Source organism: Coleofasciculus sp. A1-SPW-01 (assembly GCF_040217205.1).
GTDB classification, from domain to species: Bacteria; Cyanobacteriota; Cyanobacteriia; order Cyanobacteriales; family Coleofasciculaceae; genus Coleofasciculus; species Coleofasciculus chthonoplastes_A.
Genome location: NZ_JAVJNP010000042.1, coordinates 12210 through 37486 on the forward strand (window position 1 = coordinate 12210; position 25277 = coordinate 37486).

The 25277-nt window shown below is 46.3% G+C and carries 22 protein-coding genes and 1 pseudogene; 11 read left to right on the forward strand and 12 right to left on the reverse strand.

Annotated features, from left to right (window positions below; all coding sequences use genetic code 11):
• Window positions 1-148 precede the first annotated feature (148 nt).
• Window positions 149-1390 carry a bifunctional ornithine acetyltransferase/N-acetylglutamate synthase gene (argJ, locus tag RH949_RS06965; RefSeq protein ID WP_446352350.1) on the forward strand — a complete coding sequence of 414 codons (1242 nt, stop codon included), beginning with the start codon at window positions 149-151 and terminating at the stop codon, window positions 1388-1390.
• A 211-nt stretch (window positions 1391-1601) separates the two neighbouring features.
• A complete protein-coding gene (tnpA, locus tag RH949_RS06970) occupies window positions 1602-1997 on the forward strand; it encodes an IS200/IS605 family transposase (protein WP_446352351.1) in 396 nt (131 codons plus the stop codon).
• Window positions 1998-2473: 476 nt separating this feature from the next.
• On the opposite strand, the gene RH949_RS06975 is transcribed toward tnpA, so the two are convergent.
• The gene (locus tag RH949_RS06975) at window positions 2474-3097 is read right to left on the reverse strand and encodes a class I SAM-dependent methyltransferase (RefSeq protein ID WP_006097929.1); all 624 of its coding nucleotides are present in this window, start codon (window positions 3095-3097) and stop codon (window positions 2474-2476) included.
• Between the two features lie 111 nt (window positions 3098-3208).
• Here RH949_RS06975 and hemH point away from each other — a divergent pair, with 111 nt between their 5' ends.
• Window positions 3209-4372 carry a ferrochelatase gene (gene hemH / locus RH949_RS06980; protein ID WP_044204244.1) on the forward strand — a complete coding sequence of 388 codons (1164 nt, stop codon included), beginning with the start codon at window positions 3209-3211 and terminating at the stop codon, window positions 4370-4372.
• 246 nt (window positions 4373-4618) lie between these two features.
• On the opposite strand, the gene rpsU is transcribed toward hemH, so the two are convergent.
• From rpsU to dapF, 3 genes are all read right to left on the reverse strand, one after another.
• Window positions 4619-4798 carry a 30S ribosomal protein S21 gene (gene rpsU / locus RH949_RS06985; RefSeq protein WP_006098158.1) on the reverse strand — a complete coding sequence of 60 codons (180 nt, stop codon included), beginning with the start codon at window positions 4796-4798 and terminating at the stop codon, window positions 4619-4621.
• Between the two features lie 488 nt (window positions 4799-5286).
• The gene (gene dusB, locus RH949_RS06990) at window positions 5287-6291 is read right to left on the reverse strand and encodes a tRNA dihydrouridine synthase DusB (RefSeq protein WP_446352352.1); all 1005 of its coding nucleotides are present in this window, start codon (window positions 6289-6291) and stop codon (window positions 5287-5289) included.
• A gap of 306 nt (window positions 6292-6597) precedes the next feature.
• Window positions 6598-7437, reverse strand: a complete 840-nt coding sequence (gene dapF, locus RH949_RS06995) for a diaminopimelate epimerase (RefSeq protein ID WP_446352353.1) — start codon at window positions 7435-7437, stop codon at window positions 6598-6600.
• A 27-nt stretch (window positions 7438-7464) separates the two neighbouring features.
• On the opposite strand from dapF, the gene RH949_RS07000 reads away from it, so the two are divergent.
• Window positions 7465-7815 carry an Hfq-related RNA-binding protein gene (locus RH949_RS07000; RefSeq protein WP_446352354.1) on the forward strand — a complete coding sequence of 117 codons (351 nt, stop codon included), beginning with the start codon at window positions 7465-7467 and terminating at the stop codon, window positions 7813-7815.
• Between the two features lie 153 nt (window positions 7816-7968).
• Here RH949_RS07000 and RH949_RS07005 read toward each other — a convergent pair whose 3' ends face one another.
• The 3 genes from RH949_RS07005 to RH949_RS07015 all read right to left on the reverse strand — a co-directional run bounded on the left by RH949_RS07005 (window position 7969) and on the right by RH949_RS07015 (window position 14607).
• Entirely contained in the window at window positions 7969-10275 is a 2307-nt protein-coding gene (locus RH949_RS07005) for a cation:proton antiporter domain-containing protein (protein WP_446352355.1), read from the reverse strand.
• 403 nt (window positions 10276-10678) lie between these two features.
• Window positions 10679-11101, reverse strand: coding sequence for a hypothetical protein (locus RH949_RS07010; protein WP_446352356.1), 423 nt, complete (start codon window positions 11099-11101; stop codon window positions 10679-10681).
• Window positions 11098-14607, reverse strand: coding sequence for a P-loop NTPase (locus tag RH949_RS07015; RefSeq protein WP_446352357.1), 3510 nt, complete (start codon window positions 14605-14607; stop codon window positions 11098-11100). The genes RH949_RS07010 and RH949_RS07015 overlap by 4 nt, the downstream gene beginning before the upstream one ends.
• Window positions 14608-14790: 183 nt before the next feature.
• Between RH949_RS07015 and RH949_RS07020 the strand changes: the two genes are divergently transcribed.
• Window positions 14791-14982, forward strand: a complete 192-nt coding sequence (locus RH949_RS07020) for a hypothetical protein (protein WP_446352358.1) — start codon at window positions 14791-14793, stop codon at window positions 14980-14982.
• 601 nt (window positions 14983-15583) lie between these two features.
• On the opposite strand, the gene RH949_RS07025 is transcribed toward RH949_RS07020, so the two are convergent.
• Window positions 15584-16393 carry a DUF1350 family protein gene (locus RH949_RS07025; protein ID WP_006098134.1) on the reverse strand — a complete coding sequence of 270 codons (810 nt, stop codon included), beginning with the start codon at window positions 16391-16393 and terminating at the stop codon, window positions 15584-15586.
• 268 nt (window positions 16394-16661) lie between these two features.
• Here RH949_RS07025 and RH949_RS07030 point away from each other — a divergent pair, with 268 nt between their 5' ends.
• Together RH949_RS07030 and RH949_RS07035 are read left to right on the forward strand one after the other, a co-directional pair.
• Window positions 16662-17072, forward strand: a complete 411-nt coding sequence (locus RH949_RS07030; RefSeq protein ID WP_446352359.1) for a hypothetical protein — start codon at window positions 16662-16664, stop codon at window positions 17070-17072.
• Window positions 17073-17275: 203 nt separating this feature from the next.
• Window positions 17276-17704, forward strand: coding sequence for an FKBP-type peptidyl-prolyl cis-trans isomerase (locus RH949_RS07035; RefSeq protein ID WP_006098302.1), 429 nt, complete (start codon window positions 17276-17278; stop codon window positions 17702-17704).
• A gap of 118 nt (window positions 17705-17822) precedes the next feature.
• Here RH949_RS07035 and RH949_RS07040 read toward each other — a convergent pair whose 3' ends face one another.
• Entirely contained in the window at window positions 17823-18314 is a 492-nt protein-coding gene (locus RH949_RS07040) for a pentapeptide repeat-containing protein (RefSeq protein WP_446352360.1), read from the reverse strand.
• 189 nt (window positions 18315-18503) lie between these two features.
• Between RH949_RS07040 and RH949_RS07045 the strand changes: the two genes are divergently transcribed.
• Window positions 18504-19796, forward strand: a complete 1293-nt coding sequence (locus RH949_RS07045; protein WP_006097970.1) for an RNA-guided endonuclease InsQ/TnpB family protein — start codon at window positions 18504-18506, stop codon at window positions 19794-19796.
• 94 nt (window positions 19797-19890) lie between these two features.
• Here RH949_RS07045 and RH949_RS07050 read toward each other — a convergent pair whose 3' ends face one another.
• Window positions 19891-20112: a pentapeptide repeat-containing protein gene (locus RH949_RS07050; protein WP_446352361.1), complete on the reverse strand. Its 222-nt coding sequence runs from the start codon at window positions 20110-20112 to the stop codon at window positions 19891-19893.
• Between the two features lie 635 nt (window positions 20113-20747).
• On the opposite strand from RH949_RS07050, the gene RH949_RS07055 reads away from it, so the two are divergent.
• From RH949_RS07055 to RH949_RS07065, 3 genes and pseudogenes are all read left to right on the forward strand, one after another.
• The gene (locus tag RH949_RS07055) at window positions 20748-21620 is read left to right on the forward strand and encodes a lysophospholipid acyltransferase family protein (protein WP_006098285.1); all 873 of its coding nucleotides are present in this window, start codon (window positions 20748-20750) and stop codon (window positions 21618-21620) included.
• Window positions 21621-21766: 146 nt separating this feature from the next.
• Window positions 21767-21966, forward strand: a pseudogene (locus RH949_RS07060) (RNA-guided endonuclease TnpB family protein); the annotation flags it as partial.
• Between the two features lie 25 nt (window positions 21967-21991).
• Complete coding sequence (locus tag RH949_RS07065; RefSeq protein ID WP_006097876.1) at window positions 21992-22195, forward strand: hypothetical protein; 204 nt, start codon at window positions 21992-21994, stop codon at window positions 22193-22195.
• A 385-nt stretch (window positions 22196-22580) separates the two neighbouring features.
• Here the strand turns inward: RH949_RS07065 and acsF are convergent, their stop codons facing one another.
• Both acsF and psbO read right to left on the reverse strand, forming a co-directional pair.
• Window positions 22581-23657 carry a magnesium-protoporphyrin IX monomethyl ester (oxidative) cyclase gene (acsF, locus tag RH949_RS07070; protein ID WP_006098262.1) on the reverse strand — a complete coding sequence of 359 codons (1077 nt, stop codon included), beginning with the start codon at window positions 23655-23657 and terminating at the stop codon, window positions 22581-22583.
• A gap of 331 nt (window positions 23658-23988) precedes the next feature.
• A complete protein-coding gene (gene psbO / locus RH949_RS07075; protein WP_044204234.1) occupies window positions 23989-24822 on the reverse strand; it encodes a photosystem II manganese-stabilizing polypeptide in 834 nt (277 codons plus the stop codon).
• Window positions 24823-25277: the final 455 nt, after the last annotated feature.

The following is a 25277-nucleotide window of genomic DNA, read 5'->3' on the forward strand; positions in this document are numbered from 1 at the left end:
AGCTCCCTCAAATCGTACCCATGTATATTTAAGATTTTCTGGGTCTTCCGCAGCTATTACAGCACAAAAGTGAAATTTACCGATTATTGACCCTGAGTGTTGATATAATCGCTACTCGAACCACTACCAGGGTTGAGGTAAAAAAATCATGTCAGACTGGCAGGAAATTACAGGTGGCGTCACAGCACCTAGAGGATATCGTGCATCTGGAATAGTAGCTGGACTTAAGCCTTCAGGACTGCCAGATTTAGCATTGATTGTATCGGATATTGAGGCGATCGCAGCCGGAGTCTTTACCCAGAATCAGGTTTGTGCAGCGCCTGTTACCTATTGTCGCCAGCGTTTACGAAAAAAAGCCAGCGCCCGTGCTATTCTAGTGAACGCTGGTCAAGCGAATGCGGCAACCGGGGAAGCCGGGTGGCAAGATGCTTTGGACTCGGCGAAGGCATTGGCACAAGCCTTGAATATTGCTCCAGAGTCTATCTTATTAGGCTCCACGGGTGTGATTGGACAGCGTATTCGCATGGATGCCCTCCTCGCCGGAATTCCTCAATTGGTGGAAGGCTTATCAGAACTGGGTTCCAATGCTGCTTCCCAAGCGATTATTACTACAGATTTGGTGACAAAATCCATTGCCTTGGAAACCACGATTGACGATCGCCCGGTACGAATTGGCGGGATTGCCAAGGGTTCAGGGATGATTCACCCGAATATGGCAACACTGTTGGCGTTTGTTACCTGTGATGCGGTGGTTGCTACACCGTTATGGCAAAAAATGTTAAGTCGGGCGGCGGATAAAAGCTTTAATCAAATTACCGTCGATGGGGATACCAGTACCAACGATACCCTGATTGCCTTGGCGAATGGTCAATCTCGCACCTCAGCGATTACAGAAATGGGACCCCATGCCGAAAAGCTAGAGGCGATGCTGACGGCGGTATGCCAACATTTAGCCAAGGCGATCGCACGAGATGGCGAAGGGGCGACGTGTTTGATGGAAGTACAGGTTACAGGCGCACCCAATGATCAAGCAGCGCGTCAAATTGCCCGAACGATTGCGGGTTCATCCCTGGTGAAATCTGCCATATTTGGTCGTGATCCCAACTGGGGAAGAATAGCGGGCGCAGCGGGGCGTGCAGGTGTCCCCTTTTCCCAAGAAGCCTTGCGGATTCAGATGGGGGATTTTGTGCTAATGGATAAAGGTCAACCTTTACCCTTTGACCGAGATGCGGCGAGTGCTTATTTGAAAAATGCCGCGACTGGGGCGTATTTGAAAGAGGATACCGTTTTAATTTCGGTCAGTATTGGCAATGAACCAGGTACGGGTAAGGCGTGGGGCTGTGATTTGAGTTATGACTATGTGAAAATTAATGCCGAGTATACGACGTGAGGGCGATGGTTCGGTTCAGGGGGCGATGGTTCGGTTCAGGGGACGATGGTTCGGTTCAGGGGGCGATGGTTCGGTTCAGGGGGCGATGGTTCGGTTCAGGGGGCGATGGTTCGGTTCAGGGGGCGATTGAAATCGCGGCTACACAAACGAAGTCCGCCTTCGCGGACTAGGTTATATATCAGGTCTCGACCAAAGGACGGGTTCAAGAAATATGAGGTCTAATTTTACCCAGTTGTATCTTCATTGTGTTTGGGCAACTTGGGATAGATTGCCTTTGCTTACGAGCGATATCCAGGAGGCAGTTTATGCAGCAATTATTGGGGAATGCCAACAGCTAAAATGTACAGTTATTTCCTTGGGCGGTATTGAAGATCATGTACATCTATTAATCAGTTTTCTCCCTACTATAGCGGTTTCCGACTTAATCAAACAAGTTAAAGGAAGTTCTTCTCATTTAGTTACCCATAAAATTAAGCCAGGAGAATTCTTCAAATGGCAAGGCAGCTACGGCGCATTCACTGTTAGCCATGATAATCTTGACCAGGTAGCTAATTACATCAGAAATAAGCCGATTCATCATCGACATAAATCAATAATTCCCAAGTAGGAATTATTGACTAACTGATTAATTAAATCATTCCTATAGTGTCGGTAAAGCATTATGAGAAACCAGGTTTTTCGTAAGGATGACAACGAAATATCAAGCTTTCACCCAAAGAAACCAGATTTCTTGACCGATGTTCTAGTGGTAATAAATCGCGTTGATATAGCAACCGCCATAGCGGTTAGGACACATCATTTATGTAGAGACGCGCCATGGCGCGTCTCTACAATGGTGCCGAAAGTCCTAATCGATGTGTCTACTGCTATATGTAAAAAACTGCTTCTATTCGTTTTCGATAAAGTGCAAGTTGTAAGTCCGCGAAGGCGGACTTTGTTTGTGTAGCTGCGAATTCCATTCGCCCAGCTCAGCTTGCTACCTTAACTCGGCAAGTCAGGTCAGGGCGGGTTTTGCACAAACGTTATTATCCATAGCCAAACGAAAGTCCCTAAACCCGCCCCTACAAACCCTGCTTTTCCTGCTCACTTTTTTGCCTGAATCACCTGTAAACTCCCCCCCGCATGGAGGTGCTGTTCACAGGAGGCAAACCCTGTCTGCTTAAGCAATCTCACCAAATCCGTCTCCAATAACTGCCACGCCGTTTCCGTTTCAAATAACCAGAGAAACAGGGCGACTCCCGGCATAAATAAACTATTAGTCGGCTTGTGAAAATCCACCAGCGCGAACACACCACCCGGTTTCAGCACCCGATACACTTCCCTAAGAATTTGCTGCAACACTGACGGTGGCATCTCATGGAGTGCTACACTTGTATGCACTAGGTCAAACTGATTCTCCGAAAACGGCATATTCTCGGCAAAGGCTTCTACATACTTCGCTTGAGGCACGTTCTTTTCGGCGCGTTGCAGCGATAAGGGTGAAACATCCAGTCCTGTGACATTCTGGGAATACTCCACCAGAAAGCGGGTAGCCTGACCCCCGCCACAGCAAAGGTCTAACACTTGCGTTTCTGAGTCAATTGTTAAGCCGTGCAAAGGCAGATGGTGGAATCGCCGTTCTCCACCCACACTGGTGGCGGCTAATCGAGAAATCGTGTCATATAGCCACTGATACTTATAACTCAACGGTCTTAATACGGTTGCCATAGTTCTGGTAGGATCAAGAATCTAGATTTTTTCCGGAAAACTCAGACCATTACCAGCATATATTGTTAAAATCAGTAACAAATATGAAATATTTGGAATGCCGTGGTTGCTATGGGTCGTGTTGGGGTATTATTACTTAATTTAGGTGGACCGGATAATTTAGAAGATGTCCGCCCCTTTCTTTTTAATCTATTTGCCGATCCCGAAATTATTCGCCTGCCATTTTCGTGGATGCAAAAGCCCCTGGCTTGGTTGATCTCGACAATGCGGGCAAAGAAGTCGCAAGAGAATTACCGCCAAATTGGTGGGGGTTCACCGCTGCGGCACATTACTGAAGCCCAAGCCCAAGCTTTACAGGAGACGTTAAAGCAGCAGGGGCAAGAGGCGAATATCTATGTGGGTATGCGTTACTGGCATCCCTTCACCGAGGAAGCGATCGCCCATGTTAAACGCGATCGCATTGAACACCTAGTCATTTTACCTCTATACCCCCAATTTTCCATCAGTACCAGTGGTTCCAGCTTCCGGCTTCTGGAACAACTTTGGCAGGACGATGCTAAACTCAACCAACTGGAATACACAGTCATTCCCTCTTGGTATCAAGAACCGGGCTACCTGCAAGCCATGGCAGACTTAATTGATCAGGAACTGCAACGGTTTGATCATCCTGACGCGGTTCATATTTTCTTCAGCGCTCATGGTGTTCCCAGCAGCTATGTCACAGAAGCTGGAGACCCCTACCAACAAGAGATTGAACATTGCACAGATCTAATTATGCAGACGCTCAATCGCCCCAACGCTCATACCCTGGCGTATCAAAGTCGGGTGGGTCCTGTGGAGTGGCTGCAACCCTACACTGAAGATGCACTGAAAGAATTAGGGAATCAAGGAGTCAAAGACTTGCTGGTTGTCCCGATTAGCTTTGTATCTGAACATATTGAAACGTTACAAGAAGTTGATATTGAATATCGGGAAATCGCCGAAGAAGCTGGAATTCACAACTTCCAGCGAGTTCCAGCACTCAATACCCATCCCATTTTTATTGAATCCCTCGCCACCTTAGTCGTAGATGCCTTAAACACGCCGCCACGAACATTTGCCGAAGTTGTGCGTCCCAGCAAAAAAGTTAAGATGTATCCCCAAGAACGTTGGGAATGGGGTATGACAACGGCGGCTGAAGTCTGGAATGGTCGTTTGGCGATGATTGGCTTTCTCGCTTTAGTTTTGGAGTTAATTAGTGGTCAAGGACCACTTCATTTTGTGGGATTGTTATAAAACAGAGGTAAATGCTTTTACCTTGTCCCCTTCCTCCTTCCCGGCGAACCTTCTGCCTTGTCTTCACCAAAGTGTAAGTATTCAACCAGACATGATATGAGTTTTGGTGGAAAAAAGGGATAAAATACTTCAATCAGCCGTCAGGACTAACTGGCGGCTGACAAACTATTCCTGTGGTTTTTGCGAATCCACCACCGAAATCGCGATGGGAATGTCTATTTGGATAAAAAGGTATTAAGAAATTGCTTAGCGGACTCGCCGCTTACGTCGTCTAGCTACTGCTTTGCGCTTTTTCTTTTCAATCGGCGTCTCAAAGTGACGCAAGCGCTTCATATCTGCAAAAATTCCTGCTTTGGACACTTGCCGCTTAAATCGGCGCAGCGCTGACTCAATTCCTTCATTTTCGCCTACAACCACTTGGGTCATACTATATCCTCCTTCTAGCGTACAGTACATAATGGATGATAATTATCATCCAATTCAATCTCTAACAAAATTAGCGTATTTAGACCAGCAGCGATACTGATCAATCGTGACTGTGCTTAGACTACACTCCCTGGATCAAACAGTAATTCAAAAGTAACTGAGACGGCTTCACTCATTCCCTTAAATGGGCGCTCAGAGATGCTTTCAAGGTACTCGTAGTCTTTCCCTTTACGGCTTTTATAGTGAGGTTTGCGCTCACTCTTCCCCACTTGTACGGGAAACAGCTAGTGTGGCTTAACCCTACCGATACATCTCTATTTTACGTTTGGTTTTGCATTACTTTATCTGCCCATCAATGGCATCGTTGGACACATTTATCTGAAATATTTTAACGACTGTTGCCATAGTAGCGATTAATTTCTAAGGGAACAAGCCTGTCCCCTTATCCGGTGAGACAGGACTGAACTTGGCTTGCCATCATGCCCAGATTACAACTTCGCGATCGCAGTGTCAATCAACGTCACCCCCTGTTCCACCGTTTCAATGCGACTTAGCTGATCTCGCAAGTCGCTGGCTCCCACAAAACCCTTAGTATACCACGCCAAATGTTTTCTGGCTTGCTGAACGCCGCGATCGCCTTTATACTCCCATAACGCATGTAAGTGTTCCTTGGCACAGATTAACCGTTCTACCGGAGTCGGTGGTGCTAACTGTTTCCCCGTTTTCAGGAAATGGTCAATTTCTCCCACCAAAAACGGATATCCCAATGTTCCTCGCGAACACATCACCCCATCCGCCCCCGTCTGTTCCAAGCATCTCACCGCTGATTCCACCGAAAAAATATCTCCATTGGCAATAACGGGAATAGACAGAATCTGCTTAACCTTACCAATCCACTCCCACTTTGCCTCACCCTTATACCCTTGGGCGCGGGTACGGGCGTGCAACGTTAGCATTTGCGCCCCCGCCTCTTCCATGCGCTGGGCAAAATTGAGGATATTAATCTCGTCATCACTCCAACCAATCCGCGTCTTCACCGTAACCGGAACAGACACCGCCTCCACCACCGCCCGGACAATCGCCACCGCCGTTTCCGGTTCTCGCAGTAACGATGAACCCCCTCCCTTTTTAGTAATTTTATTCACCGGACATCCCATATTAATATCCACCGTATCCGCACCTTCCGCTACAGCTTTCTGGGCGGCTTCTCCCAGAAAATCGGGGCGACAGTCAAATAACTGGATACTAATCGGCTTTTCATTCGGATCAACGTCCATGATTTTGGATAAACCCTGGACATGATGCAATCCGGCTGCATGAACCATCTCCGTATACATCATCGACTCTGGCGCATAGCGGCGCACCAGACGACGGAATACCAAATCCGTAACACCAGACAGAGGAGACTGGAGAACGCGACTCTTAACTTCAAACGAACCAATTTTCAGAGGAGTTGCTAATCGCTGGTGTAACTGAGAGCAAAAAACAGTCATACTTGTAGTTGCGCTTGTAGTTGCGCTTGTAGTTGCGCTTTAGCGCCGATCAACGCTTATAGATCTCCCCCCAACTCCAGGTTAACCTGTTGGGTTACGCGATCGCTCCGGCTTGTAGTAAGAGAACCTTATCCCTAGATTCTGTTGGGTTTCCTGGCGTCAACCCAACCTACAACCTATCCCACCATTTTAGCTGTGCCATGCCAGTAGGGGTGAGTCGCGGAACTATCCTTAAGGGGAAAGGCATTCATTGTCTCGACTCGCCCCGCTCATACTGAGCTAACTTGTTCCGTTGAGCGATCGCAATCACTCCATCGTACCCGTAAACACTCGCTGCGCTGGTCCAGTCATGTAAATTCGTTGATCAACCTCTGACCATTCAATCTCCAAACAGCCACCAGGAAGTTCCACCGTACAAGTGCGATCGCATTTTCCTGTCAGTACCCCTGCAACTACCGACGCACAAGCCCCCGTACCACAAGCTAAGGTGGCTCCAGCCCCCCGTTCCCATACCCGCATTTTGATATAATCGGGGCGCACCACTTGAATAAATTCGGTATTGGTTCGTTTGGGGAAGACGGAATGATGCTCAAACTGAGGACCAATGAGTTCTAGGGGAATAGCACTCACGTCTTCTACATAGGTGATACAGTGAGGATTGCCCATGCTCACACAAGTAACCTGCCAACTCTTCCCGCCCACCTCTAAGGGAACATCAATCACCTTTTGATCCCCTTGAGCCAAAGTTGTGGGGATTTGAGATGCCAAAAGCTGAGGCATCCCCATATTCACCCTAACTTTGCCATTGCCTTCCAGTTTCGGCGTAATTACCCCAGCTAAGGTATGAATCCGATACTCCCTTGAATCGGTGATTCCCTGTAAATCCGCTAAAAACTGCGCCAAACAGCGAATCCCATTACCACACATTTCCGGTTCCGAGCCATCGGCGTTAAAAATCCGCATACTATAGTCAGTACCCTCAAGTCCTGGTAGGGCAAAAATCACCCCATCAGCACCGATGCCAAAGTTGCGATCGCACCATTGCACGGCTTGCTCTGAAGTGATTAGCGGGTCTGGCTTTGACCGATTATCAATCAGAATGAAGTCATTCCCCAAACCGTGGTACTTTGTAAATTCAAATTCCATTATTGTCTCCCGCTTAACCATCTAATTATGAGTGAATTGGCCACCAATCTACCCAGTGTTCGTCAACTACAAAGCTTGATTCGAGAAGCCCAAGAGGTTGAACTGAAACTCATCACCAATGAAATCTTTACAGGCAGAGTGCGCTGGCAAGACACATCCTGCTTATGTATTCTAGATGAACAGGAGCAGCCGATTATTATTTGGTATCATGCGATCGCCTATATTAAACCCAAAGGAGGCGGTGGCATGAATCGATCCCTCCAAGTACGCCAAGAGTCTGCCGTGGCGAGTTCTGAAACAGCAGAGAGTTATGAAACGGTAGAAAGTTCAGATTCAGAAACAGAGGAGAGTGCCGATAATCCCTTTGAATTTGCCTAATTTGTCATTGGTCATTCGTCATTGGTTATTCGTCATTCATCCTGACTTTTCACGGTATGTGGCGTCTCTGTAGGGGCGGGTTTCACGACTATCTTTTCGGTTGCAACCAGATGTAACTAAACCCGCCCTGACTCAGGTGTCATTGGTCATTCGTCATTGGTCATTCGTCAGAGTTTGATGAAGCGGAACCTCGGTGATACTACTATCAGGCAGGGGTGTTAACCACTCCTGTAATTGATTTAGGGGATAACTTCCGCCACACAATAGCAGGTGATCTTGCGCTCGAATTTCGGCATTCCCATCGGGAAAAGGGATAAACTTCCCTTCTCGACGGATTGCCTGCACCTGAATCCCATATTGACGCCGCCAATGGAGTTGGGACAGGTTTTTTCCGTGGGCTGGACTTTCTGCAGGAACCAACACCCATTGACAGGGACTACTGGTGGCAGGATTTGTCATTTCCCCCTCTGCCAATTTCTTAAAGGCAGACAGTTCATCGGGTTCACCCACCGCTAAAAGGTGATCACCTTCCTCCAAACTCACTCCAGCATCGGGATAATCGATTTCCTCACCCTCAGCCCGACGAATAGCCACCAAGCTAACCCCGGTTAAGCGGCGAATATCGGCTTGTTCTAACGTCATACCTGTCAGTGGAGAATTCTCTGGCAAATCATACCACTTACTATTCATCATCTCAGCCGCCGTCCGTAAATCGCGGGCAATTTGAGACTGAGGTTGTTCGGGGCGCAAATCCAGATAATGGGAACTGCGAATTTTTTCCATTTCCTGCTGAATCACCCAATTGGGTACACCAATTCCTGACATCAAATGCGTCGCTAACTCCAAAGATGCCTCAAACTCTGGTTGCACCACCTCTCGCGCCCCCAGTTGGTACAGCAGTTCGATCTCCCGATCCTTATTCGCCCGCACGACGATATCTAAATTGGGGTTTAATTCTAGCGATCGCTTCAAGCATAATCGGCTACTCATAGCGTCAGCCAAGACAATCACCATGGATCTGGCGCGTTCTACCCCAGCTTTATCCAAAACGTGTAAACTAGCCGCATTGCCGTAAACATAAGGAATTCCTGCGTCTCGTAATTGCCCAATTACCTGCTCTGACTGCTCAACCACTACGATAGGATAATCATGTTCTCGCATCAGTCGCACTAAATTGCTACCGCTGCTTCCATACCCACAAATCACCACATGATCTTTTAGCTGTTGGCTATTCAGTGATACGGCTTTCGGAGTTTCCATCGGTTCAAAATACCGTTGTAAGGGCGGAAAATTCTCTAACCAGTTCAATGCCAAGGGTGTTAATCGTAAGAGAAACGGTGTCACAATTAACGTCACCGCCGTTGTCCCTAAAATCAATAGATACACCGGGCGAGGCACTAATCCCAACGTTTGTCCTTCACTGGCTAACACAAACGAGAATTCCCCAATTTGAGCTAACCCCAAACCTGCCAGAATTGCTGTTTTTAAGGGATAGCCAAAAATTTTGACAATTGGTGTTATAATTAAAGCTTTACCCACCGAAACCAGTAAAACCAATCCCAAAATTAATTCCAGGTTAGTCCACAGGAAAATCGGATCGATTAGCATCCCAATCGCCGCAAAAAATAGGGCAGCAAAGACATCGCGCAGGGGTTCGACATAAGTTAGGGTTTGATCGGCATATTCCACCTCAGAAATCATTAACCCCGCCACAAACGCCCCCATTTCAATCGAGAGTCCCAACTCTTCCGTCAATAGGGCAATTCCCATACATAAACTCACAACTCCGAGTAAAAATAACTCTCGGCTTTCGGTACGGGCAAGGAATCGTAATAACGACGGAATCAACCATATTCCTACAGCAATGGCACCCGCCGCAAATAGACCAATTTTCAATAGGGCAAGTCCTACGGCTATACCAATCACTTCAGTGGGTTGGTCTAAAGCCGGGAGTACTGCTAACATTAATCCCAATGCCAAATCTTGCACCACCAAAATCCCCAGCATGACTTGCCCGTGGGAGGTTTCGGTTTCATTGCGTTCCATCAGGCATTTGAGAACCACCGCCGTGGATGACAACGACAAAGTTGCCCCAAGAAACACCCCTTGGACGGGAGACATGACCCAACCCATGCCCAAAGAGACTAATGTGGTAACTAAAATAGTCAGTACCACTTGGAGTCCACCACCGCCCAGAGCAATCTTTTGCACTTTTCTCAGTTCCGCCAGGGAAAATTCCACCCCTAGGGCAAAGAGCAAAAATGCCACACCAAACTGAGCCAGGGTTTCAATTTGGATCACCTCTTTAATTAGACCCAAACCCGCCGGACCCACAATCATACCCCCGACGATATAGCCCAAGAGCGGGGGTTGACGGCATAAGGATGCCAAGAGTCCGCCAGCCGCTGCTGACGCCAGAACAGATACGAAGTCGATAATCAGTCGGAAGTCTTCTTGCACCGGTGCGTTATCAAAATTAAAGTGCTATATCCTTCTAGGATACAAATTTTCTTAAGATTTCCAACATTTTGTTAACCCCGGCAACATTCTGTGATAGTACACCTGGCTTGGAGTCAACGGGCGGATCGAGCCATTCCTCGTCACTCGACGACCTTTCCCCTATTTAGGGCTTGCTGCACAAGACCGAAACCCTTAACCATCAATGTAGGGTGGGTTAGGCGGAATTAAATCCAGGAAACAACCCGATAATTTGATATCCGCCGTAACCCACCAATAATGAACACCTTGCACCATTAAAGCTTGGCGAATAGAATTCGCAGCTACACAAACAAAGTCCGCCTACGCGGACTTTTATTAAACTTGGATAAGTAAACTTTCTTTATCCAGCCCCAATCCTATCCGTTTAATCATCAAGTTGAGCTTGAATCGCTTGAATTCGAGACTCTAACCTATCGCGCTGTTCCCTTTCGGGGCGAGTCATCGGCACCAACGCTAATCCCTGTTGTAACAACTCCCTCGCCCGGTCAAAATTACCATCAGCCACTTCTAATTCTGCTAAATCCACACAGGCGGGGAGATTAATATTCTGGTTCAGGGAGTTTTCAAAACAGGTGCGGGCTTCAGTCGGGTTCTGCATCGCATCTCGGTAGAAGCAGCCAAACTCATACCAGAAGTGACCATTTTTTTGATTGTCAAACTTAATTGCTTGCTGGAAATGTTTGATAGCTTGTTGGTAAACCTTCCGCCCTTTGCTACTATAATTGTGAGCTTGGGCTTGATATAGCAATCCTAAATAGGATGCAACAAGTAGACGGCTTGAAATCAAGGTATAGCAAGGGTTTCAGTTTTGAAAATTGCCACAATCAATTTAGGATTGCTATAGCACCGCGCCATGTACCAGTGAGCAACGCAATGTTTGGGGGTTTTCGTCAGGATAGGTTGCAGATAATCTATGGCGGTGTAGGGATCTGGGGGTTGGCGTAGTAGCAAGAGATAGACATAGTTTAATGAGGCGAAGTTAATTTCTTTCTGGAGATCATCGCCATACTTCCTGATCCGGAATCTAGCAGATTTGATGGTTCTCTGATAAACTTCTGTAGCTTTATCTAACTCGCCATAGTCTCGAAAGAAGTTCGCCGCATGGATAAAGTTTTGCCATTTATCTGTAGGAAGTTGAGACTGGCTGAGAAAATCGGCTAATTTATAGCAGGTTTCAGGGTCTAAATTATCTCGGAAGTAGCCAAAAATAAGGCAGATAATGATTTTATTGTCCGGGTAATGCTGCAAGGCAAGATTCACAGCTTCTTGAATGAGTTGAGGTTGGGCGTGGTGATATAGGACAGGTAAAAATGCATCCCACAAAGATTGGTCTACTTTTGATTGCTGGCTAATCCATTGCCATTGCTGGATGATAATAGGTTCAATGTCGATGATGTCTTTACCAGCTTTCCCAGCAATAATCAAGTAGATTGCGCGAACATTGGTATCATCAGGATGCTGTTGCAACCAAGTATAAATTTGAGTGATCGCCTCCTGCTTCTGCTGAGATGTCCCACACTGCCCAATCAGTGCTAGGTATTTTTCACGAACAGTAATATCATCAGGATGCTGTTGCAGCCAAGAAGAAGTTAGAGCGATCGCCTCTTGCTTCTGTTGAGATGTCCCACACTGCCCAATCAGTGCCAGATATTGAGTACGAACATTGGTATCATCAGGATGCAGTTGCAACCAAGTATAAATTTGAGTGATCGCCTCCTGCTTCTGCTGAGTTGTCCCACACTCTCCCATCAGTGCCAGATATTTAGTGCGAACAGTAATATCATCAGGATGCTGTTGCAGCCAAGAAGAAGTTAGAGCGATCGCCTCCTGCTTCTGTTGAGATGTCCCACACTGCCCAATCAGTGCCAGATATTGAGTACGAACATTGGTATCATCAGGATGCAGTTGCAACCAAGTATAAATTTGAGCGATCGCCTTCTGCTTCTGTTGAGATGTCCCACACTGCCCAATCAGTGCTAGGTATTTGCTGCGAACATGAGAATCATCAGGATGCAGTTGCAACCAAGAAGAAGTTAGAGCGATCGCCTCCTGCTTCTGTGGAGGTGTCCCAGATTGCCCAATTAGTGCTAGGTATTTTTTGCGAACTTCATGATCATCAGGATGCAGTTGTAGCCAAGTAGTAGTTAGAGCGATCGCCTCCTGTTTCTGTGCAGGTGTCCCACAATGCTCAATCAGTCCTAGGTAGTGTCTGCGAATTTCATGATCATCAGGATGCAGTTGTAGCCAAGAGGAAGTTAGAGCGATCGCCTCCTGCTTCTGTGGAGATGTCCCAAACTGCCCAATCAGTGCTAGGTATTGAGTACGAACATATGTATCATCAGGATGCAGTTGCAGCCAAGAGGAAGTTAGAGCGATCGCCTCTTGCTTCTGTTGGTTCGTCCCCAACTGCCCAATCAGTGCTAGGTATTTGGTGCGAACATGAATATCATCAGGATGTAGTTGCAGCCAAGAGGAAGTTAAAGTGATCGCCTCCTGCTTTTGTTGATTTGTACCACGCCTTTGTATCAGAGACAGCCAATAAACCCACTCTAACGGACTTTGTGGTTCAGTGGATAAAATTGCATCCAAGCAGCGATCGCGTTCCGACAGTAAACCCACAGCTTCATACATCTTTGACCATATCAACCACCCAGTAACCGCACTCTCCTGCTGAATAGATTGAATCTGGTTGGGATAGTCATCCAAAACCTGACGGACAAGAGTCACTTCACCATTCACCGCCAAAAGTCTCAACCCATGACAAGCCCAGCGTTTGTGCGTTTCTTTAGTTGCGTCTAAAGCCGGAATTGCCGCCCTTAAATGGTCTGCTAATAAATTAGGAGAATAGGGTAAATTCTCGCCACGACTGCGCGGGTACTTCACCATCATCGCTGTTTGGGCAATGAGTTCGTGAATTGTTGCCAACCCATCATATCCAGCCTTGGAAATTATCTTCACCAAGCCCTTTAATTCGGCATCTCTGGCAAAGTCCACCACATCCCGCACCGCTTTTTTAGAATAGTTCGGCAAACACAACGGCAACACTCCCGTAGGTGTAATAATGCTGTATTGATAAAAACTGCAAATCACGCCAAAAACTTGATAAACCGGATAATCCTCATCACTGGGCAAACGCCTAATCACATCCGCCACAATTAAATCAAAGGGTTTCCCTTCCGATAGCTGTAACATCAGTACCAACATTGAAGGCGCAGCCATTAACTGTTTCCGTTCTGCTGCTGCCATTTTCTCTAATCGGGCTTTGGCTTCCCCATCTTCCTGACAAATCCGATCCAAAATTCGCTGTTTTTCCTGAGATTCTGGCAAGGGAGATAATTCTAAATCCAGGGATTCAATCCGATATCCCCGCAACCGTAACTTGTCCTGCTGATCTTCATTCAACCGCGTTGTGCCAATTACGGTTAGCGGAAACTGCAACTCATTATTTTCCAACTCCTCCAGAATCGAATCATCCCGAAACACGTCATCGGCGATTAAATAAAAATGCTGATGAATTTGCTCAGAAAACTCCCATAATGGGTCTAACCAGTAAGGTTCTTCTCGCTTTTTCTGCAACACCAGCCGATGTTGACCCGATAACTCATACGCCAACCATTGCATCAGCGCCGTTTTCCCCGCCCCCGGTTGTCCCCGAATCAGCAACAGAGAAATCCCCGAATAGTTTGCCAACGCTTCAGCCTGGGCGAAAACCTCCCCTTGTTGATCCCGATCAATATAATTCCCTTGGGTAATCAACGACCAATTTTTAGACACAGAGGGTAATTTCAGGATGCGCGTCTCTCCCCCACGCCGCTTATGAAAGAATTTCTGATCCAACAAATCAAACTCAGGCGGGACAACCTTCCGCACCTGTACCCAGGGATCGTTACCCTGGCGAGTTTGCGTCTGGCGTCGTTGGGTATCGCATTCTGCATCAAACCGAATCAGATTTTTCTGCTTGTCAGTCTCCCAGAGACGAATCGTTAGCTGCTGTGTCGAACCCTGCTGATTGTCTGGACGCTGAACAATCCCGAAAACCTCTAGAAACTTGATCGCTGATTCAACTTTGGCGTAAGTCAACCCACCCTCAGCCTGATCATTTTCGGTCAATTCCACCAGAGAGGGAATCGTACAAGTAACAAACAATCCCGGCGGATCAGTTTGAGGGCGAACAGTCAGAGGTTTCTTCGTGGAATTTTGCCTCTCTAAGGTTCCATCAGCGACATCCAGCAACGCCGCCAATATACGCTTGGCATTCTCCTGAACGATTCGACCTTTACTATACTCTGTCATGCGTTGAACCCAGGGAGTTCTGTAAAACTTGATAACAACTTCAGGAAAACCGGAGGTGTTTTCCCTAACCGGAAGTGATAGAACTCCAAACCTAGTCTTTATTCTAAAGCCTTTACCCCAAGCCTGTTGCTTGCGGCTATCAACCGAACGATTTCATCGAACTGTAGCATTCAAGGTTCGGTTATGGGTTCAGCCAAAAATTGTCGATGGATTCAACAGTTAATCCAGGGGTTCAAACACCTGAATTCCCACCGATGGCTAATGATCATCATCAAGTTCCTGATTCCCTTCTTAATTGGATTGTATTATCCCAATCTGGCGTTATTGATTGAAGTGTTAATTTTAAGTTGGGAACTGTGGGATAGCTTAAGGTAAGCTGTTCGGCATTTAAACCATAATGTCAAGAATTGCAAAATCCTTGCCGTAGTGCGAGCATCTTGCTCGCTACATTGAGCATCTTGCTCGCTACATTGAGCATCTTGCTCGCTACCCATTCCCAATTTAAATGCATGACAGCTTAGTAGCGCGGCACAGTTTATTTGATGAATTAAGTGGGTGGACACAATTAAAGTTAACGGTTGAGATTAGGGAACAGGGAACAGGGAACAGGGAACAGTAAGGGTTTGAGGCTTGTTTACATGACTTAATCTAGTTAAGTTTATTTTCACCAACCTACTTAGATTCGGCTTGTAGTAGGGAACCTTAGCACTAGATTCCGTTGGGTTTCCTGTCGTCAACCCAACCTACAACCTATCCCACAATTTTAGCTGTGTCAGTCCAGTAGTAGCGCGGCACACCTAATTTTTAGATTAGCCTTACCTCCAGAAATCGTAGGGGCGCACGTCAGTGCGCCCGACAAAACCGTAAATTTTATTGTCTATTCCCATGAATAACTATTGCCCATTCCCTGTTCCCTGTTCCCTAATCTCAACCGTTAACTCTACTTTTGCCCGACTACTGATCTATCAATATCAAATTACCCCACCGCCAAAGGATTTAACCAGCGAATCATCTCTAATTTCAATCGATTTAAATCCCGATAAACCCCTTGCTTCATCCACTGACCGATCGCATCGAATGGTGTAAAGGAATCTCCCGTTTTCCAATTGACATCTTGTCCCAACGGTGTTAGATGATTTCCCGGTAGCATTTGTAGCACAACCATATTCGGAAATCGCTGTTGCAGCACAGGGGATAGGATTGCCGTTTGGTCTATCTCGTCCTTGATAAATTTAATCAGTAAATTGCGGCGGATGGCATATTGCTGGGCAATCAGGTCGTTAGTTTCTTGAGGTGAAGGCGTAAATTCAACGTCAAAGGCTGGCTTGATATTCAACTGCTTGAGGAACGTCAACTGATCCAGCATATTGAACTGTTCCAGAAACGGAATCGCTTGTTTCGCTGGATAGTTGTTGAAGGAAATCAAAATATTACCCGCCCGTTCCACGGAAAACAAACTGCCAATCAGCAGATGCAGTTTGCACCCCATGCTATGTCCCACACCGTAGATCGGTAAATACTGTTTCCTGAGTAGTCTTGTGGCTTTGAGGCGATCGAGGGTCGTCTCAAAACGGTTGAGGACTTCGCGGGCGATCGCAACGTGATCTAAGGTATTGAGAAACGGCGTCGCCACGACCAAATAACCCTGACGCCCTAATTGCTCAAGTAGCCAACGGTAGGTGACTTGGGGTGCAGCCGCAATAAACGCCCCACCCAAAAAATGCACGATGCCAACGGGACGAGACGGAATTAAAACCCAGCTACCAGATAGTTCTTGCCAGTCCATAGGAAGAGAGGGAAGTTCTTATATTTTTATATTGTGACGTACTCTCGGCTAGTTGGCGCTGCATATATCATGTCCGGTTAAATACCTATACCCAGTTGCGTTCTAACGTGTCATGGGACAGCGTTGCCAAGAATCTCAGCGATATCATCGAGTTTAATTTATATATTTAATGAGAAATTGCTATCGAATAATAATTCCATAATTGGATCAAGTCTGTAAACTGTTAGATAAGCTTTTTGTCTCTGATTAGGCATATCCCTTAGCAATCATGATTAAATCCAAACTGTTTTTCACAAGTCTCCTGTCTACCGTAACCGTTACAGGTAGCCTATTCCTGGCAACGATTAGCCCCACTCAAGCCTTCCCTTGTTCGTTTGGCAAAAAGGGTGTTTCCCAAAGTGCTTCTGGAGAATCTCCTAGTCTCGTTGGCGATAAAATCAACTTCTACAAAAAATTCGGCATTGCTGGTGTTGGTATCGCCGCCGTAGCCGGAGGGTTAGTCGCTGTGAAAAAATTTAAAGCTGATCATAACCAACCTACTGAAGCGATTATCACAGAGACACCCTCATCAAAAGTCTTTGAACCCTATAACTTTGCTATCCCTGTTCCTCCAGAAGCGTTAGCTGCTTCAACTCCTGAAGCCGAGGAGTCTGATCAGGATCTGACCTCCGTAAGCTAATTCAACTGACTGAATGTTAGTAAGGTGGGCAAGAGCGATAGACTAATTAACTCGGTTCATCAGCCTTGCTCACCCTAGAGTTTCCTTAGAGGTATGACTCACCTCCCAGATAGATATGACGGGTTAATCGCACTAGAGAAATAATGCAAAATTTGCGCGAGTTGATACCCTAGAGGTGTTGACCAACTCCAAGGAAAATAAATATGGCACAAGCGAAAGTGGGTGATACCGTCAAAATTCACTACACCGGTAAATTAAAGGACGGTACGGTTTTTGATTCTTCCCTGAGTCGCGAACCGATAGAATTCACCATTGATGCTGGACAGGTCATTCCAGGTTTCGAGCAAGCCGTTGTGGGTATGACGCCTGGGGATTCCAAAACCGAAATGATTCCCATGGATAAAGCTTACGGTCCCCATCGTTCCGAAATGGTACTGGAGGTGACACGAGACAAAATGCCCCCAGACTTGAATCCTGAAATCGGTCAGCAATTACAAATTCAACAACCTAACGGGCGAGTTATTCCAGTGGTGATTACCGATGTCACCGACTCGAATGTGAGATTAGATGCCAATCATCCTCTAGCAGGACAAGACTTAACCTTTGATATTGAGTTAGTGGACATTTCTTGATCCAGGATTGTCTCAAACAAGAGAGGGAGGAGAGAGTGCCTTGGAAATTGATCAGCACAACTGATGCGGCACTCTCTCTTTCTGGGAGTGGGTGAGTCACTTTTTCGATCAACATCCGCTAAGAACCCGACATTCCCCCCACACTAAAACTCGTCATTTCCCAAATTGCCCCACGTCGCTGCAAATCAAACTGGTTGGTTTCAGAGAGTCCCTCATTCTCTCCAAATCGAGCGTTCTCTACGTGGGTAATCTTCAGATCAACTTCCGTGAGATTGGTATTACTCAGATTGCTATAGCTTAAGTTTGCCCGATTCAAAGTAGCCTGAGTCAGATTAGCACCACTCAGATTAACACCAAACAGATCAGCACCACTCAGATCAGCACCCACCATAATGGCTTCCTTTAGGATGGCTCCAAATAAGTTCGCACTACTTAAGTTAGCTCGGCTGAGATTAACTTGAGTGAGATTAACTCGGCTGAGATTAACATCCGCTAAGTCAGCATCCATGAGGTTCGCCTCAATCAAAGTCGTGCCTTTGATTGAGGCATGCATCAAGAAAGTTCGGCTCAGGTTAGCTGCATTTAAATTGACCGGAAAATAGGGTCTCAAGCCTCGCCCTTGTAGGGCGACTTTTTGTCCTTGATCTTCAGTTTTCGGATCAATTCTCTCAATACGTTATTTTGCGTCCTTTCCGTTTGGGCGCAATACTGCTTTAGCTGCTCAAACTCAGCGTCAGAGCATCTGATCAACACTTGTTTCATCTGGCTAAAAGCGATATCACTATGATATCATAGTAACATGAAGAGCCGATATCAGTTCCGAATCTATCCCACCCCTGGTCAGCGTCAATCACTGGCGCGGCTATTCGGGTGTGTACGGGTGGTTTGGAATGATGCTCTCTTCTTGTGCAAGCAGTCGGAGAAGCTGCCTAAAAATAGTGAACTCCAGAAGCTGTGCATTACTCAGGCTAAGAAGACTGAATCTAGAGAGTGGCTAAATCAAGTTAGCAATATCCCTTTACAGCAATCGATTGCTGATTTAGGAGTAGCTTTCAAAAACTTCTTTCAATCTCGCTCTGGTAAGCGTAAGGGACCCAAGGTAAACCCACCTAAATTTAAATCGCGCCGTTCTAAACAAACAGCAAGATTCAGAAAAGGAGGGTTTAAAGTTAAGACCTCTAAGGTCTATCTAGCTAAGATTGGAGATATCAAAGTCAATTGGTCGCGTCCTCTGCCATCTGAACCGAGTTCGGTCACGGTTATTAAGGACTGCGCTGGTAGATATTTCCTCAGTTTTGTTGTTGAGGGTAGGGTTCCGGAAATTAAACCACCCAAGAACCCATCCATCGGAATTGATTTAGGGCTAAAAACGTTTGCCTCTTGTAGCAACGGCGAAAAAATTAATAGCCCGGACTACTCTCGCCTTTACCGCAAGTTAAAACGCTGCCAACGACGGTTAGCAAAGCGGCAAAAGGGCAGTAAACGGCGGGAACGGATGCGGGTTAAAGTAGCCAAGCTTAACGCCCAGATACGGGATAAGCGCAAGGACTTTCTGCATAAGCTGTCCACTAAGGTGATAGACGAGAACCAAGTCATTGCCTTGGAGGGCTTAAACGTTGGCGGTATGCTCAAAAACCGCAAATTATCACGGGCAATTAGCCAAGCTGGATGGTATGAATTCCGGTCGTTGTGTGAGGGTAAAGCCTGCAAGCACAATCGGGATTTTAGAGTCATCGACCGATGGGAACCCACCAGTCAAGTTTGTTCTGAGTGTGGTTACCGATGGGGCAAGTTGGACTTGTCGGTCAGAACGATTGTCTGTGTCAATTGCGGCGTAGAACACGACCGAGACGATAATGCCTCGGTCAACATTGAGCAAGCTGGACTTAAGGCGATGCTTCGAGCTTGTCGAGAAGTCGGGGTAGGGCATACCCACGACTATAAACGGACGGGGAGCACGTGTAAGACCTCGGATGAGGCAGTGTGTGGTGAGCCGTCAACCCACCGAGAGTACGTGCAGTTAAAGCTGTTCGACGCTTTTGGGAATCACCGTCCTTGTAGGGCGGTGAGGATGTCAAACCGCTTAAGTTAGCTTGTTTCAGGTTAGCGCCACTGAGGTTGATATCATGTCCCTACGATTGCCCATAATTGCAATGCTGCAATAACAGGGGTTTCAGGTGTTTTTATTAGGGGTGTTTGACCGGACATGATATGACTCGGCTAAGATCCGTGTTGCTTAAATCGGCGTCAATCAATTGAGTACCCCTGAGATCAGCACCACTCAAATCAGCACCAATCAAGTCAGCACCGTTAAGCTCAGCACCGATGAGATTGATCTTCCTGAGATTAGCACCCTGAAAATTCCGTTCCCTGGCTAGATAACGCCGCAGGAGTTCGTTAGTATCCATAATGTTTGGGGAAAACTGGAGTTGTACTATCAATGTCCCAAGGATTTCCCCAAGCATTGTGATGGGTGCTACCCCTCACCCCCACTAGAGTAAAATGTGATATGAGTTACTCAATCAGGCAAAAATTCATCAAATCTTTACACGCTTTTCATCATAGCTAAACATAAAAAGCCGTTCGGGGGTGCAAACTAGGTAAGTAAGGGAGCTTAAACGCATTCCAACGTGGTCGTTATTCTCCTGTTTAGTGTTTAGGTTGTTTGGGAATCCCCTAGCGGTGTCTTCGAGGCTCACCTAGGGGGTTTTTTTTGGGGATTTTATAGCTGTTGCCATGGTGGCAAGGTGTTCACCAGGCAATCACAGTCCTTGATTTCGGACTATGCCACGGTAGGGGAAACTAAAAAAGCCTCACCATTTGACTGAGAATACCGCAAGTAGAGCCTTATGCATTGAGTTCCGTTAATATTTATTAAGGATGCAAGTCATCCTGTTTCTCGAAGAAAGTCACTCAGGTTGTGCCGCTTATACTCCGAGCAGGAGAGAGGTTTGGAGAGATGTTTTCCAGATCCCGTGAAAAGTAAGCTTATACTCTTCTGCTTTTGGTCAGAATCCGCCCAACCCAACATTTTGTTTCGTTCATGAATGGTAACTCAATCCCAAACGACCAACCCGGCTGGTCACTTGATGAACGTGATCCCCAAACCATCCAATCTTTCATGCCCTTATGGGGATGGTTTTACCACTACTACTTTCGGGTGAAAACCGATGGCTGGCATCACATTCCCGATGAGGATAACGCCTTATTTGTGGGGTCTCACAATGGCGGACTCGTCGCACCGGATATGATCATGGTCATGTATGACTGGTTTCGGCGTTTTGGTACCGAACGTCCGGTTTATGGTCTGATGCACCCCAATGGCTGGAAAATTGACCCAAACACAGCACGACTAGCGGCTAAGACAGGGGCAATCAGGACTCATCCCAAAATGGCGATCGCGGCTTTGCGTCGAGGTGCTAGTGTCCTCGTCTACCCTGGGGGGGCACAGGATGTCTTTCGTCCCCATACCATGCGGAATAAAATCCATTTGGCGGGTCGTCAAGGGTTTATTAAGCTGGCATTACGAGAAGGTGTGCCGATTATACCCGTTATTTCTCATGGCGCTCATGATACATTAATTGTCTTGGCTGATTTTTACGACCAGATTCGACAATTGCACGATTGGGGACTTTTCCCGTGGTTATTTGGTCTTGATCCGGAAGTGTTTCCCATCTACTTAGGTTTACCCTGGGGATTAGCGATTGGACCTTTACCCAATATTCCCTTGCCTGTCCAAATTTACACTCGTGTTTGTGCGCCGATTGTCTTTGAATGGTATGGTCGGGATGCAGCTAGCGATCGCGAATATGTCAATGCTTGCTATGAAAAAGTCTGTACTCAGATGCAATGGGAACTGGACTGTTTAGTTAACTTTGCGAGGGGGTTTGGGGGAGCTATAAGTCCCACGCTGTAATCTTTGATGAGCGCGTTGGGATACTTCGACAAGCTCAGTAACAAGATGGACTCCCCCAAAATACGCTCAAAATAAGCATTTACTATAACTTGTCATTACATGATGCTTGGGATTTTTTCCGAAATCGGGGTTATGGATTTCCCAGGTTCAAGCGAAAAGACTATCAGTACAAATTGGCTAATAAACTCTGCGACATGGCGGGAACTATCTTCTTAGAGGATATTGATTTCCGAACTATGGCGAAAGGTTTCTAGGCAAACATACAGTTGACGCTGGTTTTGGTCAGTTTAGAGATATTCTTTATTATGTGGGCAAGCAACGCGGTGTTTATATTGCTGAACTTGACATGGTATTGAGTTGAGGATAGTACCTTGAGTAATTCTAGCGATCAGTCTCCATCCGTCTCTCGTCAGGATTTGGATTACTGGTTAGAGCGTCAGACCGAATACCAACGGACTCTTAATGTCATCGAATCAAGAGGAGAAAACAGTGAAAGTGTGTGGAAACTGAGAGGTAAGCTCGAAGCTGTAGGAGAAACGATCACTTACCTACAACGGAAGCTCAATAAAGTCTAGAGCATTGGTTTATTAATCGCAGTTGGTGGGCAAAACAGCCAGGGGATTCTCCTGGGCAAAAACCCAGTGATACTATCACTGGGTTAACAAGGGCTGCTGTAATAACTGAAGAAGATGTCGTCAGCTAGTATATTATTGACTCAACGTTAAGTCTTGTTTATTCGCAGATTAAAATTCAAAATTAAAAAACTTCAAAAGTCAGTCATCAAAAATTACTGATTATAACAATTAACATGATATGACTGGATCTGTCACTATTACAGAAAAAATCCTCGCTATCCATCATAAAGATGTCAGCGAGGGAAGATGTCACTAAATTTAGCGGAGACAAATTTGAGGTCGTTCCAGACGCGCTATCATACCATGCTGTCTGGAACGGAGTTATTTAACGAACTACGCCCTGTTGAGAAGCAACTTCCATGGGCTTCATCAGGTAGAGTCTCAGGAACTGCCAGCCATTAGAGACATAGTAGGGCAGCTTCTTGAAAAATTGCACGAACTTTGGACTGTTGGAGTTAGCAATTTCCGTCAACTTTTCGTTATTTCCAATACAGAGTTCTAGACGTTCGTAGAACTTAGGATGTTCCACATCTAAAATTACTGGAAATACCCGCGCCGCCGTTTCGTTGGTCTTCTGAATCACATGCTTATCATACTCGCGGGCATCTAAACCAATCGACTGATAGAAACCAGACCGTTGGATGTCATTTAGATACATTGTCGCAAATACTGAGAGCAAGAAGAAGCGAGACCATAACTTCGCCTGCCAATCATTTAACATTTGCGGCTGGGCTTTCATGATCGCATCAAAGAAATCCCCATGACGATTTTCGTCCTGACACCAGTTTTCAAAGAACCGGAAGATGGGGTAAATGCGGTCTTCAGGATGAGCTTCAAAATGGCGATAAATGGTGATATACCGCCAGTAGCCAATCTTCTCCGACAAATAGGTAGCGTAGAAGATAAACTTCGGCTGGAAGAAGGTGTACTTCTTATTCTTGGTCAAAAATCCCAAATCCAATGCCAGATTGAAATCTGACATCGCCTTGTTCAGAAAACCAGCATGACGTGCTTCATCACGAGACATCAGGGTGAAACACTCTGCTAGCACCGGACTTTTATCTTTGATCCGACGACCCAATTCTTTGTACAGTAAAAATCCAGAGAATTCTGCTGTACAGGAACGCTCCAGAAATTCCACAAACAAGCGGCGGGTTTCACCGTCGATATGCTCCCAAGACTGCTCAAACTCAGCGTCCCGGACGAAGTGGTGGCGATTGTAGTCCGCACGGAACTCTTCTAGAATCGCCAATAGCTCATCCTCATTCGGCGAGATGTCCATCTGCGCCATCGCTTCAAAGTCTGTCGTGTAGAACCGAGGCGTCAGAATGGTCTCCTTCGCCGGGGATTTAACGCCAGGTCTGATTTCTTCAAAGCTAGGTTTTTTAAGGGTATCTACCATAGTTGGTTGTACTCGTTATCTCTTACTTACGATTTTGGACTTGAGAATATGGCAATTGGGGGGTGACTCGACCCGCGCCGATTTTTTAGAGCTGCATATTGAGTCTACCAAGGTCTTGGGTGAGTGCAAAATCCAGTTAAGGTTAAAATTTGTAAATTTGCTTAACCTTTCTTCATGTTTACCAGGGAACAGGTAAGGTAGAGCATCTTATGGTAGAGACGTTGCCTGCAACGTCTCTACAACAGTTCGGCTTTTGCCAAAAGGGACATGACTATCGCCATGCCCCTAATTAATTAAATCAAAGACGGTTTAGTACGGAAGTCCTAAGCCGTTAAGCATCTTCAGCTTCAACGCGACCGTAAAAGATCCCGCGAATCAAGACTTCTTCAGGTTCTTCTTCGGCACCTAAGTCAGTATCAGCCGTCTGTTCGCTCTCAAAAGTACCAGCAATTTCACCGGTGAAGCTATCCACCTTAGACACCTGTAGAGACATCTCACCGGATCGGGTCTCTACGCGCTTAACGTTAGCGCGAACAAATTCCTCTTCATCCGCTTTGGAAGGCAGCGCGATCGCATTATCATAACCAGATGCTACACCACGACCTTTGGGATCGAGGAACACAGCACCTCGATAAGACGGAACCTTAAATTCCCCTTCAAAGTCAGTAGACGTATTCACGCTTGTCATGTTTGGCTGACTTGTGGCAACCAAACTTTTAATTGTGAACATGAAGGGAACTTGTTCGCCTCCAGGTAGCTGTACTGTAATCGCTTGAAAGTCAATACCATCCTCTTCAGTAAAGATAAGGCTGCCATTTTCTCCAAAATTCAAGGAACCTTCAACTTGATCTAGGCTAGAGGTAGCCCGGGTCAATAACTTACCTGGGATATATTCTGCCTCTCTACGCTTATTTGTCGGTTCTTCCTTGACAAAGAAGCTGGTTGGCTGTAAACACAGCTCGACAATTCGATAGGACTTATCAGACTCAATGGGAATAGAACCACGAGTTGTTTCTGAGAGCTGGGGACATAAATTCGCTAAGCCCGTATTTCTAATCTGGTCGTAGGTCAATTGATCAGGACTAGTCGCTGTTGCTTCTGAACAAGCCGTTAACACCCCCAGACACAATGCCAAAAAGGCAACAATCAATGCGCGATACCTCATGGTCAACCTCAATCGTCAATCTCTAAAACAAGAAAAATTTTTTTATGGTGATTAGTTAGTGAATCAGGCTGTGGTTTATATAAATAAAACCGCAACTATCCTTACCATATCAACGAAAGTCACCCTAAATTCACTCCACCTTAAATGAAATGCGGCAAAGGGGCGGACGAGGAGAACCCGGAGGGTCAGCGTCCGATAGCGAAGCAGGTGGGCAACGCCCGACGAAATTGCCGCACTGGGATTACTCCCATGGTCAACAGGCTTTGAAGAGCCTACACCTGATCCTGCGATTAGGTGTGCGGTCGTTGACACCATGGTATAGTTTTGGTCACACGCTGGTTATCGGTGATCGCTTAGTAGATCGAACGGTGGCTTACTAAAGCCTTGTTCCCTACAGGATGCCGAAAGCGTGAACCTTAGCTTTTCTCTAGCATTGTACACGGGAAGCGACACTT

Excerpts from the sequence above, each read along its gene's own strand:
- rpsU (WP_006098158.1), bottom strand. The coding sequence starts at position 4,798 with ATGACCCAAGTGGTTGTAGGCGAAAATGAAGGAATTGAGTCAGCGCTG.
- RH949_RS07025 (WP_006098134.1), bottom strand. The coding sequence starts at position 16,393 with ATGGACTGGCAAGAACTATCTGGTAGCTGGGTTTTAATTCCGTCTCGT.
- RH949_RS07000 (WP_446352354.1), top strand. The coding sequence starts at position 7,465 with ATGAGTGAATTGGCCACCAATCTACCCAGTGTTCGTCAACTACAAAGC.
- RH949_RS07020 (WP_446352358.1), top strand. The coding sequence starts at position 14,791 with ATGGGTTCAGCCAAAAATTGTCGATGGATTCAACAGTTAATCCAGGGG.
- RH949_RS07015 (WP_446352357.1), bottom strand. The coding sequence starts at position 14,607 with ATGACAGAGTATAGTAAAGGTCGAATCGTTCAGGAGAATGCCAAGCGT.
- acsF (WP_006098262.1), bottom strand. The coding sequence starts at position 23,657 with ATGGTAGATACCCTTAAAAAACCTAGCTTTGAAGAAATCAGACCTGGC.
- argJ (WP_446352350.1), top strand. The coding sequence starts at position 149 with ATGTCAGACTGGCAGGAAATTACAGGTGGCGTCACAGCACCTAGAGGA.
- dapF (WP_446352353.1), bottom strand. The coding sequence starts at position 7,437 with ATGGAATTTGAATTTACAAAGTACCACGGTTTGGGGAATGACTTCATT.
- RH949_RS07055 (WP_006098285.1), top strand. The coding sequence starts at position 20,748 with ATGAATGGTAACTCAATCCCAAACGACCAACCCGGCTGGTCACTTGAT.
- RH949_RS07050 (WP_446352361.1), bottom strand. The coding sequence starts at position 20,112 with ATGGATACTAACGAACTCCTGCGGCGTTATCTAGCCAGGGAACGGAAT.
- RH949_RS07035 (WP_006098302.1), top strand. The coding sequence starts at position 17,276 with ATGGCACAAGCGAAAGTGGGTGATACCGTCAAAATTCACTACACCGGT.
- RH949_RS07045 (WP_006097970.1), top strand. The coding sequence starts at position 18,504 with ATGAAGAGCCGATATCAGTTCCGAATCTATCCCACCCCTGGTCAGCGT.
- tnpA (WP_446352351.1), top strand. The coding sequence starts at position 1,602 with ATGAGGTCTAATTTTACCCAGTTGTATCTTCATTGTGTTTGGGCAACT.
- hemH (WP_044204244.1), top strand. The coding sequence starts at position 3,209 with ATGGGTCGTGTTGGGGTATTATTACTTAATTTAGGTGGACCGGATAAT.
- RH949_RS06975 (WP_006097929.1), bottom strand. The coding sequence starts at position 3,097 with ATGGCAACCGTATTAAGACCGTTGAGTTATAAGTATCAGTGGCTATAT.
- dusB (WP_446352352.1), bottom strand. The coding sequence starts at position 6,291 with ATGACTGTTTTTTGCTCTCAGTTACACCAGCGATTAGCAACTCCTCTG.
- psbO (WP_044204234.1), bottom strand. The coding sequence starts at position 24,822 with ATGAGGTATCGCGCATTGATTGTTGCCTTTTTGGCATTGTGTCTGGGG.
- RH949_RS07030 (WP_446352359.1), top strand. The coding sequence starts at position 16,662 with ATGATTAAATCCAAACTGTTTTTCACAAGTCTCCTGTCTACCGTAACC.